The sequence below is a fragment of the Salinigranum halophilum genome, assembly GCF_007004735.1.
In the GTDB taxonomy this organism is placed as follows: Archaea; Halobacteriota; Halobacteria; order Halobacteriales; family Haloferacaceae; genus Salinigranum; species Salinigranum halophilum.
Window position 1 is genome coordinate 362,137 of record NZ_SSNL01000005.1, and the last position, 14,849, is coordinate 376,985.

General features: G+C 68.0%; 22 protein-coding genes. 11 read left to right on the plus strand and 11 right to left on the minus strand.

Translation table 11 applies throughout. The annotated features are described in order from the left end of the window. Positions 1-68: 68 nt before the first annotated feature. The 3 genes from E6N53_RS13990 to E6N53_RS14000 all read right to left on the minus strand — a co-directional run bounded on the left by E6N53_RS13990 (position 69) and on the right by E6N53_RS14000 (position 2,412). The gene (locus tag E6N53_RS13990) at positions 69-950 is read right to left on the minus strand and encodes a universal stress protein (protein ID WP_142860182.1); all 882 of its coding nucleotides are present in this window, start codon (positions 948-950) and stop codon (positions 69-71) included. Between the two features lie 85 nt (positions 951-1,035). Next, the gene (locus E6N53_RS13995; RefSeq protein ID WP_142860184.1) at positions 1,036-1,914 is read right to left on the minus strand and encodes a PhzF family phenazine biosynthesis protein; all 879 of its coding nucleotides are present in this window, start codon (positions 1,912-1,914) and stop codon (positions 1,036-1,038) included. An 18-nt stretch (positions 1,915-1,932) separates the two neighbouring features. Continuing rightward, entirely contained in the window at positions 1,933-2,412 is a 480-nt protein-coding gene (locus E6N53_RS14000; RefSeq protein ID WP_136590714.1) for a PUA domain-containing protein, read from the minus strand. Between the two features lie 224 nt (positions 2,413-2,636). Here E6N53_RS14000 and E6N53_RS14005 point away from each other — a divergent pair, with 224 nt between their 5' ends. Further along, the gene (locus E6N53_RS14005) at positions 2,637-2,939 is read left to right on the plus strand and encodes a DUF7562 family protein (protein ID WP_136590715.1); all 303 of its coding nucleotides are present in this window, start codon (positions 2,637-2,639) and stop codon (positions 2,937-2,939) included. 268 nt (positions 2,940-3,207) lie between these two features. Next, positions 3,208-4,539 carry an RNB domain-containing ribonuclease gene (locus tag E6N53_RS14010; protein ID WP_136590716.1) on the plus strand — a complete coding sequence of 444 codons (1,332 nt, stop codon included), beginning with the start codon at positions 3,208-3,210 and terminating at the stop codon, positions 4,537-4,539. A 162-nt stretch (positions 4,540-4,701) separates the two neighbouring features. Here E6N53_RS14010 and E6N53_RS14015 read toward each other — a convergent pair whose 3' ends face one another. The 3 genes from E6N53_RS14015 to E6N53_RS14025 all read right to left on the minus strand — a co-directional run bounded on the left by E6N53_RS14015 (position 4,702) and on the right by E6N53_RS14025 (position 6,997). Beyond that, complete coding sequence (locus E6N53_RS14015) at positions 4,702-5,037, minus strand: thioredoxin family protein (RefSeq protein ID WP_142860185.1); 336 nt, start codon at positions 5,035-5,037, stop codon at positions 4,702-4,704. A gap of 70 nt (positions 5,038-5,107) precedes the next feature. Continuing rightward, the gene (locus E6N53_RS14020) at positions 5,108-6,124 is read right to left on the minus strand and encodes a hypothetical protein (RefSeq protein WP_142860187.1); all 1,017 of its coding nucleotides are present in this window, start codon (positions 6,122-6,124) and stop codon (positions 5,108-5,110) included. A 105-nt stretch (positions 6,125-6,229) separates the two neighbouring features. Next, complete coding sequence (locus E6N53_RS14025) at positions 6,230-6,997, minus strand: hypothetical protein (RefSeq protein ID WP_142860189.1); 768 nt, start codon at positions 6,995-6,997, stop codon at positions 6,230-6,232. 133 nt (positions 6,998-7,130) lie between these two features. Between E6N53_RS14025 and E6N53_RS14030 the strand changes: the two genes are divergently transcribed. From E6N53_RS14030 to npdG, 3 genes are all read left to right on the plus strand, one after another. Further along, a complete protein-coding gene (locus E6N53_RS14030; protein WP_142860191.1) occupies positions 7,131-8,003 on the plus strand; it encodes a TIGR01548 family HAD-type hydrolase in 873 nt (290 codons plus the stop codon). Positions 8,004-8,048: 45 nt separating this feature from the next. Further along, a complete protein-coding gene (locus tag E6N53_RS14035) occupies positions 8,049-8,276 on the plus strand; it encodes a DUF7534 family protein (RefSeq protein ID WP_136590721.1) in 228 nt (75 codons plus the stop codon). 65 nt (positions 8,277-8,341) lie between these two features. Further along, positions 8,342-9,010 (plus strand): NADPH-dependent F420 reductase, encoded by a 669-nt coding sequence (npdG, locus tag E6N53_RS14040; protein ID WP_142860193.1) that lies wholly within the window; start codon positions 8,342-8,344, stop codon positions 9,008-9,010. 113 nt (positions 9,011-9,123) lie between these two features. On the opposite strand, the gene hisE is transcribed toward npdG, so the two are convergent. The 3 genes from hisE to E6N53_RS14055 form a co-directional block, all read right to left on the minus strand. Beyond that, a complete protein-coding gene (gene hisE / locus E6N53_RS14045; RefSeq protein ID WP_142860195.1) occupies positions 9,124-9,450 on the minus strand; it encodes a phosphoribosyl-ATP diphosphatase in 327 nt (108 codons plus the stop codon). A gap of 48 nt (positions 9,451-9,498) precedes the next feature. Then, complete coding sequence (gene pdxT, locus E6N53_RS14050; RefSeq protein WP_142860197.1) at positions 9,499-10,101, minus strand: pyridoxal 5'-phosphate synthase glutaminase subunit PdxT; 603 nt, start codon at positions 10,099-10,101, stop codon at positions 9,499-9,501. A gap of 94 nt (positions 10,102-10,195) precedes the next feature. Further along, positions 10,196-10,360 (minus strand): preprotein translocase subunit Sec61beta, encoded by a 165-nt coding sequence (locus tag E6N53_RS14055; RefSeq protein ID WP_103424023.1) that lies wholly within the window; start codon positions 10,358-10,360, stop codon positions 10,196-10,198. Between the two features lie 102 nt (positions 10,361-10,462). Between E6N53_RS14055 and E6N53_RS14060 the strand changes: the two genes are divergently transcribed. Together E6N53_RS14060 and E6N53_RS14065 are read left to right on the plus strand one after the other, a co-directional pair. Beyond that, the gene (locus E6N53_RS14060) at positions 10,463-10,732 is read left to right on the plus strand and encodes a thioredoxin family protein (RefSeq protein ID WP_136590725.1); all 270 of its coding nucleotides are present in this window, start codon (positions 10,463-10,465) and stop codon (positions 10,730-10,732) included. A 74-nt stretch (positions 10,733-10,806) separates the two neighbouring features. Next, a complete protein-coding gene (locus E6N53_RS14065; protein WP_136590726.1) occupies positions 10,807-10,956 on the plus strand; it encodes a 50S ribosomal protein L40e in 150 nt (49 codons plus the stop codon). Positions 10,957-11,044: 88 nt separating this feature from the next. Here the strand turns inward: E6N53_RS14065 and E6N53_RS14070 are convergent, their stop codons facing one another. Further along, entirely contained in the window at positions 11,045-11,677 is a 633-nt protein-coding gene (locus E6N53_RS14070) for an MBL fold metallo-hydrolase (RefSeq protein ID WP_142860199.1), read from the minus strand. A 132-nt stretch (positions 11,678-11,809) separates the two neighbouring features. Between E6N53_RS14070 and E6N53_RS14075 the strand changes: the two genes are divergently transcribed. The 3 genes from E6N53_RS14075 to E6N53_RS14085 are packed head-to-tail and all read left to right on the plus strand — an operon-like array spanning position 11,810 to position 13,231. Continuing rightward, on the plus strand, positions 11,810-11,992 hold the full coding sequence (locus E6N53_RS14075) for a DUF5786 family protein (protein ID WP_136590728.1): 183 nt from the start codon (positions 11,810-11,812) through the stop codon (positions 11,990-11,992). A 1-nt stretch (position 11,993) separates the two neighbouring features. Continuing rightward, the gene (locus E6N53_RS14080) at positions 11,994-12,563 is read left to right on the plus strand and encodes an endonuclease dU (protein ID WP_142860201.1); all 570 of its coding nucleotides are present in this window, start codon (positions 11,994-11,996) and stop codon (positions 12,561-12,563) included. A gap of 56 nt (positions 12,564-12,619) precedes the next feature. Further along, complete coding sequence (locus E6N53_RS14085) at positions 12,620-13,231, plus strand: uracil-DNA glycosylase (protein ID WP_136603136.1); 612 nt, start codon at positions 12,620-12,622, stop codon at positions 13,229-13,231. Positions 13,232-13,251: 20 nt separating this feature from the next. On the opposite strand, the gene E6N53_RS14090 is transcribed toward E6N53_RS14085, so the two are convergent. Then, positions 13,252-13,992 carry a DUF6498-containing protein gene (locus E6N53_RS14090; RefSeq protein ID WP_142860203.1) on the minus strand — a complete coding sequence of 247 codons (741 nt, stop codon included), beginning with the start codon at positions 13,990-13,992 and terminating at the stop codon, positions 13,252-13,254. Between the two features lie 168 nt (positions 13,993-14,160). On the opposite strand from E6N53_RS14090, the gene hisH reads away from it, so the two are divergent. After that, complete coding sequence (gene hisH, locus E6N53_RS14095; protein WP_142860209.1) at positions 14,161-14,820, plus strand: imidazole glycerol phosphate synthase subunit HisH; 660 nt, start codon at positions 14,161-14,163, stop codon at positions 14,818-14,820. Positions 14,821-14,849 lie beyond the last annotated feature (29 nt).

Below are 14,849 nucleotides of genomic sequence, written 5' to 3' on the forward strand. Positions count from 1 at the left end.
GCTTAGTTTTACGTCAGACACCCGCATGACATCGGCTGACTCGGGGACGACGGGGGAGACGGCGGCGGTCAGGAGTCGACGTCGTCGGGTTCCCGTCGCAACAGCACGGGGACGGGCGAACTCCGGACGATCTTCGTGGCGACGCCCCCGAGGACCGAGCGGCTGAAGTCGGTCTCGCCGTGGACGCCGAGGGAGACGAGGTCGACCTCGTTGTCCGTCAGATACGACCGAATCTCGCGGTAGGGACGGCCGTGCGCCGTCGACCGCGTCACCACGTCGACGCCGGCGTCCTCCGCACGCGCGACTGCCTCGGTCAGAATCTCGTCCGCCCGCTGGTCGAACTCCTCGCTGGCGACGGCCGAGCGCACGTCGAAGCCGAGGCTCGCCGTCTCGACGACGTGTAAGAGATGCAACGCCGCGCCCGTCGCCCGGGCGAGGGCGATACCCGATTCGAGCGCCAACCCGGCGGCTGCGCTCCCGTCGGTGGCGACGAGGACCGTCCGCGGCGGGTAGACGAACTCGCGGTCCTCCTCGGGGGTGACGACGACCACCGGGACCGTCGCAGCGCCGACGACCCGCTCCGTGACGCTCCCGAGGAAGACCCTCGTGAGCCCCGTTCGCCCGTGCGTCGGCATGACGACGAGGTCGATGTCGTACTCGTCGGCGTAGTCGACGATAGTCTTCGCCGGGTCGCCCTGCAGGACGGCCGAGACCGTCTCGACGCCGCGAGCGTCCGCGCGGTCGACCGCCTCGTCGACCACCTCCCGACCGGCGGATTCGAGGACGTCGACGACCTGCCCGCCGATACGGGTGAGGCTGTCCTGGTTCGTGTCCGCGACGGTGAGCACGTGGAGCGTCGCGTCGTGGTCGGCCGCGACGTCGAGCGCGTACTCGAGTGCCGCCCGGGCAGGGTCGCTCCCATCGGTCGGAAACAACAGTCGAGTGTACATACAGTGACATCACCCCGGAGACTGATATAGCGACGGGTCGGTCTGCACGCGGCGAGAACCGACCGGACCGCAGAGCGCCGCGGCGTTACAGCAGTCGTCCCTCCGCGACGGGCTGGACGCGCCCACCGACGGAGACGCTGATGTCGTCGCCGTCGTGCGCCCGGAGGTGGAGGAGCGACGGCCGGCCCATCTCGTGACCCTGCTCGACACTGATATCGAGTTCGTCGGCGTCGAAGTACCGATGGGCGACGAGGTAGGCGGCGAGACAGCCGTTCGAAGAGCCGGTCGCGGGGTCCTCGGGGACACCGGCGGCGTCGGCGAAGACGCGGACGGCGAGGTCCGCGTCGCCCCGCGTCTCGGGCGCGAAGACGAGGAGGTTCACGTTCCCGAACGGCTCGATGAGGTCCTCGTGGTACGGCTCGGCCTGCGTCGCCGCGCGTCCGAGGGCGTCGAGCGACCGGAGCGGGACGACGAGCGTGGGGAGCCCGGTCGAGACGAGTTCGACCGGGTAGCGCTCGTCGAGGTCACCGACGTCGAGCCCCAGGATGCGTGCGGCGACCGCGTGGTCGAGGGTCTCGTCGAAGGTGGGTGGCACCTGGTGGACCCAGTACCGCTCCGTGCCGTCGTGTGCTTCGACGGTCACCGAGATGTCGCCGACACCGAGCGAGAGCGTGAGTTCGTCCGGCGAGTCGTCGCGGACGAACTCGCGGATGACGGCGGCGGTGCCGATGGTGGGGTGGCCCGCGAAGGCGAGTTCCTCGGCCGGGTCGAAGATCCTGACGTCGTACGGTCCGTCGGTGGGTGCGGTCGACGCGACGAACGTAGACTCGGAGTAGTTCATCTCCCGGGTGAGCGTCTGCATCTCCGCGGCGGAGAGGTCAGCCGTGTCGTGGAAGACCGCGAGCTGGTTCCCCGAGTACGGTGTCTCGGCGAAGACGTCGACGAGGTGAAAACGGTGTGACATGGCGGAGGGCGGACGGGCTCAGATACTCAGCTCGAAGAGGTCGTCGCCGACGTGGTGGACGCTCTCGACGACCTTCCCCGAGTCACCGAGCATCTCGGAGCCGGGGACGAGCGCGCGGCCGATGGCGAGGACCTTCCCGTGGGTCTCCTCTCTGATGGCGACGAGGTCGCCCGCGGCGATGTCCTCGTCGGCGTCGACGATGCCGGGGCGCATCACGTCCGCACCGCCGGAGACGAACGAGACCGCGCCGGCGTCGACGGTCACGACGTGTTCCGTCGGCGTGTACGCGTTCGCGCCGGTGACCGTGAGGTACGGGTCGCCGTCGACGAACATCACCGCCGGGTCCCCGTCGACGAGGACGATGTCGAACTGGGTCTCGGTGAGGTCGACCTTCTCGAAGGCGTCGCCGTCGACGTCGACGCCCGTCTCCGCCTCGATGGTCTCGCGCAGGTCGCGGATCTCGTCGCTCCTGAGGTGGTGTCGAGACTTTACTTTCATAGCTGCAGGTGGACCGCCCCACCCGATAAAACGACCGATGCGACTCGTCTGTGACGGGGCGCTCGCGCGTGCCGAAGCGCGCACCGGAGCCGACCGACGTCCGAGACGTCGGCGAGCACCTGCCGCCGAACCGTCGGGTGGGACGGACGCGACGACGGGACGCGTGCGACCCGCGTCAGACGCGGCTGATAAACGCTAAGTAACCCCCGGCCATGTGAGGGAGTATGTGGCGTTCTCGGTCGAACCGAGACCGAAAAACCGTCGTCTGCATCGCCTGTGGCGAGTCGGTGCTCCGCGCCGACGCGCGCGAGTACGACAAGGAGGGGAACCGCTGGGACCGACACGACAAGGAGTTCGAGTACCTCTGCAAGGCGTGTTACCGCACGCTCTGCCACCAGCCGCGGAACGAACTCGAATCGCTCATCCTCAGTATCGAACAGGACGGCCTCAGTCAGGAGGAGTTCCTCTCCCGCTACGTCGGGGCCGTCGAGGAGCGGTACGGGTCGCCCGAAGAACGCGAACGCTGAGCGCTCGGGTCGTTCCCCGTCGTCTCCTCTCGCGCCTCGTGTCGGTGTGTCTGCTCTCTGTCTCTCTGTCTCGGGCTGTTCGTCCACGTTACACATCCGCGGCTTCGGCGATGCCGCTGTCGTTCTCCGAACCCGTTACGCGCTCGCGTGACCGACTCCGGGGAGACGCCCGCGACACCCCACAGCGACGCGGGCACGTTCGTCGTCACCTGACGGGGAAGACAGCCGGCCCGACACGCCTAACTACCTCTCGCTTTTATCGCAGTGCATGTCGAACGAAGATCAGGCGTACGCCGGGACCGCCGAAGGACAGGGCCCGGTCGAGATCGACGCCGAGGTCGCCCGCCACCTCAAGAACAAGCGGGAGGAGCTCTTCGAGGAGTTCGAACTGCGGGACAAGTTCCCCCACGCCGTCCTCCGCGAGGCGGAAGAGCGAACCGAGGACGTCCAGGCGGAGATTCAAAACGAGGTCGACGAACGTCGAGACCTCCGCGACCTGACGACGTGGACGACGGACCCCGCCGACGCGCAGGACTTCGACGACGCCATCTCTATCGAGAAAGGCGAGGAGACGTACACGCTGTGGGTCCACATCGCCGACGTCTCTCACTACGTCCACCCCGGGTCGGAGATGTGGGCCGAGGCGGTCAAGCGCGGGAACACGGTCTATCTCCCCGCCTACACGGTCCACATGCTCCCGCCCACCCTCGCCGAGACCGTCTGCTCGCTCGTCCCGAACGAGGACCGTCTCGCCCACACGGTCGAGATGCACATCGACCGCGAGACGCTCTCGTTCGAGTCCGTCGACATCTACAAGTCGGTCATCAACTCCGACGAGCGGCTCACCTACACCCAGTGTGAGAACCGCCTCGACGAGGCGGAGAGCCCGCTTCACGAGGAGAACGTCCTCGCGTACGAACTCGCCGACAAGATGCACGAACAGCGGAAGGAGGACGGGTCGCTCGTGCTCAACCCGAGCCGCGACCGTGCGCACACCATCATCGAAGAGTGCATGCTGAAGGCGAACAAGGCCGTCACGCACGAACTCATGTGGGGGCGCGGCGTCGAGGCGATGTACCGCGTCCACCCCCAGCCCACGCCGGACCAGTGGGACAAGGCGCTACGAGAGATCATGGAACTCGAAGGCGTCTCGATTCCGGGGTCGTCGTTCGACGACCCGCGGAAGGCCGTCAACGCGGCGCTCGAAGAGGCACCGGGGCGGGCGCTCAACAAGATTCAGCGTGCCGTCCTCCGGGTGATGCCCCGCGCGAAGTACATGAACGACCCGTTCGGCGGGCACCACGCGCTGAACTTCGACATCTACGGGCACTTCACCTCACCCATCCGCCGACTGTCGGACCTCATCAACCACTGGATCGTCCACGAGAACGACGTGCCCGAGGACCTCGTCGAACTGTGCGACCGCGCCTCCGACAGGCAGAAGGACGCCGAGACGGCCGAACGGCTCTACAAGCAGTTCATGGAGGAGATCGGCCTCGACCCGTACGCGGTGAACAACCGCGGCGTCGTCACCGTCGACGACGACGGGAACGTCATCGACGAGGAGGGCCTGCCGCCGGAACCGGGCGAACAGTCGTAACTCAAAACGCGAGCGTCGACGACGACGCCATCGACAGCCCGACGGTTCCCGCCGCGAGGACGACGAAGACGAGTCGGTCGCGGAGCGTGAGCGTATCCATACCCGAGCGGATTCCCGACTCGTACTTGAATCTGTGCCGCCGAGTATCAGTTTCGAAAATCCTTATCCGGACCGCGACTCCTCGACGAAGTCGACGATAGACTGTGCCCCCTGGAAGCCCTCGGCGAGGCGACCGACCTCCGCGCCGTCTTCGAGGAGCACCAGCGTCGGCACGCTCTGGACGTTGAATCGCTCGACCAGCGAGAGGTCCGTCTGCGGGTTGCACGTCGCCACCACGACGTCGGAGGCGCGGGCGACGTTGCCCAGGACCGGTTCGATAGACTGACATATCGCACACCCGTTCGTGTAGAACTCGACGAGGACGAGCGGGTGTTCCGCGACGAGCGCGTCGAGTTCGGCAGCGGTCTCGACAGGGACGGGACGGTCCAGCGTCTGCATACTCACCGATGGGTGGGCAGCGAACAAAAGCGGTGCGCCGCCCGTGACCGCGAGCGGCGCGCCGGGACGCTTACGAGACGTCGTCGTAGAAGTCGTCGGCCTCGATGAACCGGTCGTCGGCGACCGTCCGGAGCGACTCGAGCAGTTCGGCCAGGTCGTCTCGGTCGTCGTCGTCCGCGGTGTCGGCCGCGTCGTCGAAGAGGTCGTACGCCTCCTCGAACAGTTCGCGCGCCTCGTCGGCTTTGTCCGCGGCCTCGTCGTCGTCGCCGTCGTCCTCGTCCTCGCGGGCCTCGATGAACTCGTCGAGCCCCTGGAGCATCCGGTCCAGTCCCGAAGACGCGTCGTCGAGCAGGGCGCGGAGGGCTTCGAACGCCGAGACTGTGTCGTCGTAGGTGTCGTCGTCGAACGGTTCGGCGACGACCACGGCGTCGGCGTCGATGTCGTCTTTCAGCGTGGAGACGGCCTCGTCTCCGCGGTCGAACATCGTGTCGAAGCGGTTCTCGGCCGTCTGAACCGCGTCGAGTTCGTCGTCGGGGTCCGCGTCCTCGTCGAAGGCGGCGTGTGCCGCGTCGAGGCGTTCGACGCACTGCTGGAGGTACGACTGGGCGAGTGCCGCCTGCGTCAGGAACTGCTCCGCCGCCCGGAGGGACTCGATGGTCTCGCGCTGGGCGTCCGTGACGGCCGCGTTGGCCGCGGCGGCCAGTTCGGACTGGACGGTGTCGAGCGAGAGGAGGACGGAGCGTACGTCGAACGAGTCGCCGGTGACCGACACGTCGGACAGGTCGCCGTCGTCGGAGCCGGTGTACGCGTCGACCGCGTCGCCGAACGCCGACTGGACGTCCTCGATGGCCTCCTCGCCGGCGTCGATGTCCGCGTCCGACGGCCCCGGTTCGGGCGTCTCGGTTGGTTCGGGGGTCGCTGTCGGTTCGGGCGTCGGTTCGGGGGTCGCCGTCGCTCGGGGCGTGGACGTTCCGAGCGGTTGACCGCCCTCGGTGCGGACTCCCGACGCGGAGTCGGGGCGTTTCGCACCCAGACAGCCGGCCGAGAGGAGGGCACCGAGCGCAGCGAGTACCTGGCGTCGTTGCATAGCCGATACTCAATCTATCAACTGTTAAATGTACCGGAGACTATTATAGCAGTAGAAGGCTTCAAAATACGTCTGACGCGTGTCTTACTATTGTTTGTTTTCTTACTATAAGGCTCTGCTCGCGCGGTCGTTTCGGCTTCGAGTCGCCGCACGCGGGGTGCTCGACCCGAGCTGGTGGTACGCCTCCGTCGCGACCCCGAGCCACGCAGCGAGGAGCGCGGCACCGACGACGACACCGAGGCCGAACTCAACGGTCGCGGGCAGGACGTACGTGAGGCTGGTGCCGACGACGACGAGCGCGGCCGGGACGACAAGCGTGAGCGCCGCCGTCACCAGTTCGAGTCGGTCGTCGGCCGCACGCTGCCAGCTTCGTCGGAGCGCGGCGAACACGCCCACGTCCTCGGCCGCGAGGACACTCGGGACGAGCAGGAGGTGGCCGGCGACGACCAGCCCCGGAACGACGAGCAGGGCGGTCCCGAACCCGACCGCGAGGAGGACGGCGACGGAGCCGACGAGAACGGCGAGCGTCGCGGGGACGACGCGATGGGTGAGACACTCGAGCGGGTCGGTCCACCGCGAGACCGACTGCCCGAGGAGTGCTCGACTCCCGACGACGATGGCGAACGAGCCGACGAGGAGCGTCACCAGCGCGACGACGGCGGCCAGCGCGGGGTGGACCGGGAGGACGACACCGTACTCGGCGACCGTCCCGCCCGTCGGCAGTGGTGTTCCGGCGATGGCGGTGAGGAGGGTGTTCACCGCCGCGTTGAGCGCCGCGAGGGCGAGGACGAACGTGACGAAGAGCGCCGCTCCAGCGGGGGAGGTGACCCGTCGAACACCGCTCACGACGAGTGTTCGTGCGTGTACAGACATCGTCCGAAATCAACCGCGCCGGGGGTATAACTCTGCGTGCGACGGCCGTCAGACGTGCGTCATCTACGCGCCGCGCTCCGCGGGCGTGAAAAGAATCCGAACGCACAAGACGCCGGCGCACCCGAACGAACGTATGCAGGTCGATGCCGTCGTCCTCGACATCGATGGCGTACTCGTCGACGTCGCCGACTCGTACCGACGAGCCATCGTCGAGTCCATCGAGCGAGTGTACGACGAGACCCTCCCGTCAGCGGCGATTCAGGCGTTCAAGGACGCCGGCGGGTTCAACAACGACTGGGAGCTCACCTACGCTGCCGCGCTGTTCGTCCTCGCCGGCCGAGAGGGGTACGACGCGGCGGTCGAGACGTTCACCGCGGCGATTGCCGACGCCGGTGGCGGGCTGGACGCCGCAGAGCGGGTCGCTGAAGCCGAACTCGACCCCGACGCGTACGACCGCGTCCGTGAGGCGTGGGACCCGCCGCGGCTCAGAGCCGTGTTCCAGGCGTTGTACCTCGGGAGCGACCTCTACCGCGAACTCGAGGGGTCGGAGCCGCCGTTCGAGTCGGCGGGCTACATCCACGACGAACCGGTACTCGTCACCGACGGCGCGCTGGAGGCGCTCGCGGCGGAGTACGACCTCGGCGTGCTGACGGGACGTCCGGCCGCCGAGGCCGACATCGCCCTCGAACGCGTCGGCCTCGTGGTCCCCGACGAACACCGCTTCACCATGGACGACTGGGCGGAGGGAAAGCCGCACCCACACGCGCTCGTGACGCTCGCCGAGCGGTTCGGAGCCGACAGCGTCGCCTTCGCCGGCGACACCCTCGACGACGTCCGGACGGCGGTCCGGGCGGCGGCGGAAGACTCCGACCGCGAGTACTACGGCATCGGTGTCCTCACGGGCGGGCTTCGGGGGAGCGACGGGAGAGAGAAGTTCGTCGCCGTGGGTGCCGACGCGGTGGTCGAGACGGTCAACGACCTGTCCGCGCTGTTCGGCGACGTCTGAGCCTGAAGAGACGGAGCTATGCGCACCGCCGTCGAGAGAGCGGGTATGGGCCGCTTCCCGACGTACGTCGTCACGATGCTCGCCCTCGACCTGCTCGGCGTGTCGCTCGCTGCGGGGCTCTTGCCGGCGGGCACGGCGGCACAGACCTACGGACTCGGCGCGACGCTGCTCGTCGCACCGCTCGCCGCGTACTGGCTGGTCTACCGCGAGGGGTTCGAACGGTTCAACCTCGGACGGCTGCTCGGACGCGGGTCCGAGGACGAGCGGGAGTGACCGAGCGGACGGCAGCTTCGACCGGTCACGCAACGCTTACCTCTCGGCCGTCCCCGCATCCACACATGCGAATCGCACTGCTCGGCGGAACGGGCGATATCGGCCAGGGACTCGCGCTTCGGTGGGCGTACGACACCGACCACGAGGTCCTGGTCGGGTCACGCGACCCCGACCGCGCCCGCGAGAAGGTCGAAGAGTATCTGACCGAACTGGACAGCCGCGGCGTCGACGCGAACATCAAAGGGTTCGCCAACGAGATGGCCGCCGACCGTGCACGCGTCGTCGTCCTCGCGGTCCCGCCGTACCACGTCGACGACACCGTCTCGGCCGTCGCTGACTCGCTGTCGGAGGGTGACATCCTCGTCTCACCCGCGACGGGCATCAAGCGCGACGACGACGGCTTTCACTACCACCGCCCCGGGGCGGGGTCGGTCACCCGGATCGTCGCCGACGCCGCGCCCGACGGCGTCCACGTCGTCGGGGCGTTCCACAACCTCGCCGCTGGCCGACTCGCCGACCTCGACGCCGAGTTGGAAATCGATACGCTCGTCGTGGGCGACGACCCCGACGCGAACGACATCGTGACGCGACTCGCCGAGGAGATTCAGGGCCTGCGCGCGCTCGACGCCGGCGGCATCGCCAACGCGGCCGAAATCGAGGGACTCACGCCGCTTCTCATCAACGTCGCACAGAACAACGAGAAGATGCACGACCTGGGCGTGCGGTTCCAGTAGCGACGGGAGTGGACCCAGGAGGGAGTGCGGTGCACGGGCGCGGTGAACCGCCGCCTCGTCCGCGTCGTCGGGAGCGCACGTGGGGCCCGTCGGTCGGGACCGTCGTCTCTCACTCAGAACCGCGCTTCGAGTTCGTCTCTGAGGTCGTCGACGTCGAGGTCCTTCATCGCCAGCAGGACGAGGAGGTGGTAGACGAAGTCGGCGGACTCGGACAGCAACTCGGCGTCGTCGTCGTCCTTCGCCGCGAGGACGAGTTCGGTCGACTCCTCGCCGAGTTTCTCCAGGACGGCGTTCTCGCCCTTCTCGTGGGTGAACAGCGAGGTGGTGTACGACCCCTCGGGGAGGTCGCGCTTTCGCTGTTCGATGGTCGCAAAGAGGGAGTCGAGGACGTCTGTGTCCTCGACAGCGGCCGACTCGTCCGGACCGGAATCGTCGCTCATGCACCGAGAGACACTCCCGGGGAGCGAAAAGCCTGCGTCTTCTTCCGGTCAGTCGGCCGCCTCGGCCACGAGGTCTGCGAAGAACGTCAGGCGGTGGAGGCGGACGTCGTCGGTGAGTTCGGGGTGAAAGGAGGTGCCGACGACGGGGCCGTCGCGGACCGCGACGGGACGCCCCTCCCACTCGGCCAGCACCTCGACGCCCTCGCCCACCTCGTCGATGAGGGGGGCACGGATGAACACCGCGGGGAAGGGGTCGTCGAGCCCGGTGACGTCGACAGGGGCCTCGAAGCTGTCGACCTGCCGGCCGAACGCGTTGCGGTCGACGGTCACGTCGACGAGGTCGAGCGTCTCGACCCGGTCGTCCTTCGCGTCGTGGGAGGCGACGATGAGTCCCGCACAGGTGGCGAGAACGGGCTTGCCCGCGGCGACGTGCGCCTGTACCTCGGGCGCAATCCCTTCCTGCTGGAGGAGTCGGGAGATGGTCGTCGACTCGCCGCCGGGCATGAGCAACACGTCGCAGTCGGGGACGACGCCGGCCTGGCGAATCTCGTGGACCGTCGCCTCCTCGTCGTGGGCCGCGGCGGCCCGCTCGATAGCTCGTGCGTGTTCCGAGACGTCGCCCTGGACGGCGATGACGCCCGCGTGGATCATACGCGGAGGTGAGGAGGGGACCGATAAAAATGACGCGTCACGCAGCGGCGGGGCTGGTCGGGGAGCGTCGAGGCGGAGTCGGAGGAGAGAACGCCTACAGCGCGACGACGTTCAGCACCATCACGAGGACGCCGAAGAGGAGACCGAACGCCACGACGGTCTTGGGGTCGATACGGATCGCGTTGCGGTCTTCCGCGTCGAAGTAGCGGACGAGCCCCGCGCTCGACATCAGGCCGCCGCTGTTCTGGCCACTGCTCATATGCTCACATGAGAGGTCGAGCGCCTAAACGTTTCGTTCCCCGCGGCCCGCTCGGCGAGTGGGAAATCCTTATCTCCCCGAATTGGCAATCATCGTGACGCAATGAGCGTCCGACTCAAAGACTTCTACGCCGACTGGTGTGGCCCGTGTAAGCAGCAAGACGCCATCCTCGAGGAGATCGTCGCCGAGTGGGGCGACGACCTCGAACTCGAGAAGGTCGACGTCGACGAGAAGCAGGACGTCGCCAACGAGTACCAGGTCCGGTCGCTCCCGACGCTCGTCGTCGAGACCGACGAGGGCGTCGTCGACCGGTTCGTCGGCGTCACCCAGCGCGAGGACATCGAGGCCGCACTGACCGAGGCCTCGGCGTAGGTCCGTTTTCTCACCCCGAGCGGGCGGACGGCCGTCTCGCAAGCATTATCACGCCGAGTCCAGTACCGAGAGGTATGGCGAGTTTCGACGCTGCCGAGGAACGGACGCTGAGCAAGCAGATCTGCATGCGCTGTAACGCACGGAACCCCCAGCGGGCGACGAGTTGCCGCAAGTGCGGGTACAAGAACCTCCGCCCCAAGTCGAAAGAGCGACGGGCGGCCTGACCGCAGCCGTTCGCGTTCGTCGACCGCAGTACCCCGTTCTCGACCACGACCACAGTCGCGAGCGACGCGTCACGCGAGCGCGCGACCCTCAGTTCTCGGGGTACTTCGGCTGGCGTCGTTCGGCGCGCGAGAGCGCCCGCTCGACGACCGCACGGACCGACTCGTCGTGGTCGGCCACGTGGAACGGGTCGCCGTGGCCGGCGTACATCGAGGTGACCGAGTCCGGGAGGCGCTCGAGCAGCGACTTGAGGCTCGCGATGAGTCGCTCCCGGGACTGGCCGGCCATGTCGGTCCGGCCGAAGCTCCCGTCGTCGTACGCGCCGTCGTTGTAGACGACGACGTCGCCGCTGAACAGGCGCGTCTCGGAGACGAACGAGACGTGGTCGGCCGCGTGACCGGGGGTGTACACCACCTCGAACGACTCGTCGCCCATCGCAACCTCGTCGCCGTCGTTCAGTTCCGTCGTCCGCCGAGGGTGCTCCGCGTAGGCGTACAGGTCGGCGTCGAACGCGTCGAGCACCGCGTCCAGTTGCCCGATGTGGTCGGAGTGCTGGTGGGTCAAGACGACCCGGTCGAGCGTGTCGGTGTGTTCGGCGACGACGTCGACGACGCCGGGCATCGTCCCCGCGTCGACGAGCGTCGGGGTCTCACCGAGCAGCAGATAGGCGTTACAGGTGAACTGTTCGGCGTCCGCGGTGACAGTCACGACGGCTTCGCTCATGGCCGCTCCTCTGTGGCCAGTAGGTTAAAACCAGGAGTTCGTCTCGGAGACCGACGTCAGAAAACCAACGTCACTTGGACGTGAAAACAGTCGTGCAGTTTTTTTGGGACGCATCGACTAGTGTAACACGAGATGGGGTTCGGTAGCTACGACGAGTCCGAGCAAGAAAAGCAGGAGATCGACGCAGACTACGACGAAGAGGAGGCAGAACAGACCGCGAGAAACACTCACGACGGCTCCGTCGAGTTCGATATCGGCGCATCGAACGACGAACTGCTCGACCGACTGCAAGACATCAAACAGACCGAGGACTGAGGTGAAATCCGGCGTCCGTGCCGTCGGCGTCGCCGCGTCCGACGGGGCGACAGCGGGTGACCCGAGCGTCCTCTGCGGCGCGGTCGTTCGTGCCGACCGCGTCGTCGACGGCTTCGCGTTCGAGACCTGTACCGTCGGCGGCACCGACGCGACGAGCGCGGTCGCGTCGCTTCTCACGACCCTCGACCGTGAGGACGTCCGATACGTCCTCGTGTCGGGTGTCGCGCCGGCCTGGTTCAACCTCGTCGACCTCGACCGGCTGGCCACGACCGTCGACCGCCCGGTGCTCTCGGTGTCGTTCGAGGAGAGTTCCGGCCTCGAACCGGCCCTCCGGGAGGCGTTCGAGGGTGTGGCGCTCGAGCGGCGGCTCGCCACCTATCGACGGTTACCGCCCCGTCGACGCGTCGTGGTGAACGACGAGACGGTGTTTTTGCGCGGGGTCGGCTGCGACGACGCCGAGGCGACCGAGGTCGTCCGAGCGTTCACCCCCGAGGGCGGTCGGCCCGAACCGCTCCGGGTAGCACGACTGGCGGCACGGGGCGCACGGCGGTGGCGGCTCGGCGACGACTGACCGGCGTCGCGGACGCTACCGACCGATGTTAAGTGGCCCCGGACCACCCACCGGATATGGACACCGAGCCTGGCGTCGAGTTCGACGGGCGTCGCGTGACGGCGTGTGAGCGCTGTCCGGAACTCGTCGAGTCGCGGAGTCGCATCGTCAACGGCGTCGGTCCCGACGACGCCGACATCGTCTTCGTCGGCGAGGGCCCGGGCGCGACAGAGGACGAGGAGGGCGAGCCGTTCGTGGGACGCTCGGGGACCGTCCTCGACGACGCCCTCCGCGATGCCGGCCTGGCCCGAGCGGACGTCCGCATCACGAACTGCGTCCGGTGTCGGCCGCCGGAGAACCGCGACCCCACCGCGGACGAACTCTCGAACTGCCGGGGCTTTCTCGAGGCCGAACTCCAGAACGTGGCTCCGGACGTGGTCGTGACGCTCGGCAAGGTTCCCTCACAGCACCTGCTCGAACGCTCCGTCGCCGTGACGAAGGAGGCTGGAAGCGTCCACGACCTCCGGGTCGGGGAGACGTCGACGCGCCTCCTCGTCTCGGTCCACCCGGCCGCGACGCTGTACGACCGCAGCCAGCGAGACGGCTTCTTCGAGACCATCGCCGAAGCCGCACGGCTCGCGGGGGTGCGTGAGGGAAGCGACGGACAGTCGAGCCTCGGCGACTTCTGACCGCCCGAGATGGCCGGAGCTCAGCCGACCTCGACGACCTCGGCCCGTCGGTCGCGCTCGCTCGCCTCGGCCTGTTCGCGGCGACGCTCGGCCGCCCGGCGGTGCTCTCTGAGGTGTGCGGCGAGGTCGGTCACCGTCTTCAGCCCGACGAGGAGGAGCAACGCGGCGATGGGCGCGCCGACCAGGGTGACCACGAACGCCCCGAGGATGATGGTGAGGTGGAGGACGACGACCCGGCTGTACGGCGCTTTCATCTGCATCCCGGGAGACGTCGCCCGGTACTCCTCGTTGCCGACGAAGTTGACGAGGAACGACCCGGCGTGGCTCACGACCATCCCGAGGACGCCGAGGACGACGGTGGAGAGCCCGTAGGCACCCGAGAAGGGGGCGGGTGCGAACACCGAGAAGACGAAGACGCCGTGGACGACCCAGAAAATCCCGTAGTGTGCGAGGAAGAAGCCCGCGATGCCGGCGTTCTCGGTGTAGAGGTGGAGGCCGTCTCGCGGCTCGCTGGGTCCCGAGAGGTCGACCTGCCGGCCGTTGATGGTGGCGTTGAAGTTCGCGGGGACGTCGGACCCCGCAGCGAGCAGTATCTTGGGGAGGTTCAAAGCACCGATGAGTCCGCTCTCGACCCAGTAGATGACCATGACGACCGAGAGCTGCCACCCCAAGAAGAGGACACCGAGGACGGGCACGGCGTTGGCCGCGACGAGCCCCGCGACAGCCAGTGGCGACGACTCGTTGGTCGGGACCGGGCGCATAGCGGACGAACGCCCGTCGACCAGATAAGTTCGCCCCACCGGCCGGGATGCCGGGGAGCCGTCTCCGGACACCACGCGAGCGCTGAGGCCCAGTCGGGAGGTGAGACGGGCAGTCGCGAAGGTCGCGCGAACGGAAACGCACTTGAGCGCGACCGCTGTACACCGGGTATGAGCACATCGGAACCCGTCGAGGAGACGCTCGCGTCCGTGGTCATGGTGGACTACGGGCTCGGCAACCTCCGCTCGGCGATGCGCGGCCTCGAACGCGCGGGCGCCGACGTCACCATCTCCGACGACCCCGCGACGTTCGACGACGCCGACGGAATCGTGCTGCCCGGGGTCGGGGCGTTCAGCGAGGGGATGGAGAACGCGGGGCCGTTCCGCGAGGCGCTCGCCGACGCCGCCGCGGACGGCACGCCCGTCTTCGGCATCTGTCTCGGCATGCAGATGCTCCTCACCTCCAGCGAGGAGGCCGACCACGCGGGCGAGGGCGAGGTGGAGGGTCTCGACTTCATTCCGGGGCGGAACCGCCGGTTCGACGAGGGGCAGAAGGTGCCGCACATGGGGTGGAACGAACTCGAGGTCGAGCGGGACCACCCGCTCGTCGAGGGGGTCGACGGTGGCTACGCCTACTTCGTCCACTCGTACTACGCCGCGCCGGACGACGACGAGGCAGTCGTAGCGACCACCGACTACGGCATCGACTTCCCCTCGGTCATCGCCAACGAGGCGGGGAACGTCTTCGGGACGCAGTTCCACCCCGAGAAGTCGGGGGAGACGGGGCTGCGAATCCTGCGGAACTTCGTGGAACTCTGCGCCGACCAGTAGCGTTCTGACCGGGGCTTATCGGCGTCGAC

What these genes read in the sequence shown, in the direction of transcription:
- E6N53_RS14070 (WP_142860199.1), bottom strand. Translation starts at nt 11,677, where the DNA reads ATGAGCGAAGCCGTCGTGACTGTCACCGCGGACGCCGAACAGTTCACC.
- E6N53_RS13995 (WP_142860184.1), bottom strand. Translation starts at nt 1,914, where the DNA reads ATGTCACACCGTTTTCACCTCGTCGACGTCTTCGCCGAGACACCGTAC.
- E6N53_RS14010 (WP_136590716.1), top strand. Translation starts at nt 3,208, where the DNA reads ATGTCGAACGAAGATCAGGCGTACGCCGGGACCGCCGAAGGACAGGGC.
- E6N53_RS14005 (WP_136590715.1), top strand. Translation starts at nt 2,637, where the DNA reads ATGTGGCGTTCTCGGTCGAACCGAGACCGAAAAACCGTCGTCTGCATC.
- E6N53_RS14020 (WP_142860187.1), bottom strand. Translation starts at nt 6,124, where the DNA reads ATGCAACGACGCCAGGTACTCGCTGCGCTCGGTGCCCTCCTCTCGGCC.
- npdG (WP_142860193.1), top strand. Translation starts at nt 8,342, where the DNA reads ATGCGAATCGCACTGCTCGGCGGAACGGGCGATATCGGCCAGGGACTC.
- E6N53_RS14085 (WP_136603136.1), top strand. Translation starts at nt 12,620, where the DNA reads ATGGACACCGAGCCTGGCGTCGAGTTCGACGGGCGTCGCGTGACGGCG.
- hisH (WP_142860209.1), top strand. Translation starts at nt 14,161, where the DNA reads ATGAGCACATCGGAACCCGTCGAGGAGACGCTCGCGTCCGTGGTCATG.
- E6N53_RS14015 (WP_142860185.1), bottom strand. Translation starts at nt 5,037, where the DNA reads ATGCAGACGCTGGACCGTCCCGTCCCTGTCGAGACCGCTGCCGAACTC.
- E6N53_RS14030 (WP_142860191.1), top strand. Translation starts at nt 7,131, where the DNA reads ATGCAGGTCGATGCCGTCGTCCTCGACATCGATGGCGTACTCGTCGAC.
- E6N53_RS13990 (WP_142860182.1), bottom strand. Translation starts at nt 950, where the DNA reads ATGTACACTCGACTGTTGTTTCCGACCGATGGGAGCGACCCTGCCCGG.
- pdxT (WP_142860197.1), bottom strand. Translation starts at nt 10,101, where the DNA reads ATGATCCACGCGGGCGTCATCGCCGTCCAGGGCGACGTCTCGGAACAC.
- hisE (WP_142860195.1), bottom strand. Translation starts at nt 9,450, where the DNA reads ATGAGCGACGATTCCGGTCCGGACGAGTCGGCCGCTGTCGAGGACACA.
- E6N53_RS14075 (WP_136590728.1), top strand. Translation starts at nt 11,810, where the DNA reads ATGGGGTTCGGTAGCTACGACGAGTCCGAGCAAGAAAAGCAGGAGATC.
- E6N53_RS14025 (WP_142860189.1), bottom strand. Translation starts at nt 6,997, where the DNA reads ATGTCTGTACACGCACGAACACTCGTCGTGAGCGGTGTTCGACGGGTC.
- E6N53_RS14055 (WP_103424023.1), bottom strand. Translation starts at nt 10,360, where the DNA reads ATGAGCAGTGGCCAGAACAGCGGCGGCCTGATGTCGAGCGCGGGGCTC.
- E6N53_RS14035 (WP_136590721.1), top strand. Translation starts at nt 8,049, where the DNA reads ATGGGCCGCTTCCCGACGTACGTCGTCACGATGCTCGCCCTCGACCTG.
- E6N53_RS14065 (WP_136590726.1), top strand. Translation starts at nt 10,807, where the DNA reads ATGGCGAGTTTCGACGCTGCCGAGGAACGGACGCTGAGCAAGCAGATC.
- E6N53_RS14060 (WP_136590725.1), top strand. Translation starts at nt 10,463, where the DNA reads ATGAGCGTCCGACTCAAAGACTTCTACGCCGACTGGTGTGGCCCGTGT.
- E6N53_RS14090 (WP_142860203.1), bottom strand. Translation starts at nt 13,992, where the DNA reads ATGCGCCCGGTCCCGACCAACGAGTCGTCGCCACTGGCTGTCGCGGGG.
- E6N53_RS14000 (WP_136590714.1), bottom strand. Translation starts at nt 2,412, where the DNA reads ATGAAAGTAAAGTCTCGACACCACCTCAGGAGCGACGAGATCCGCGAC.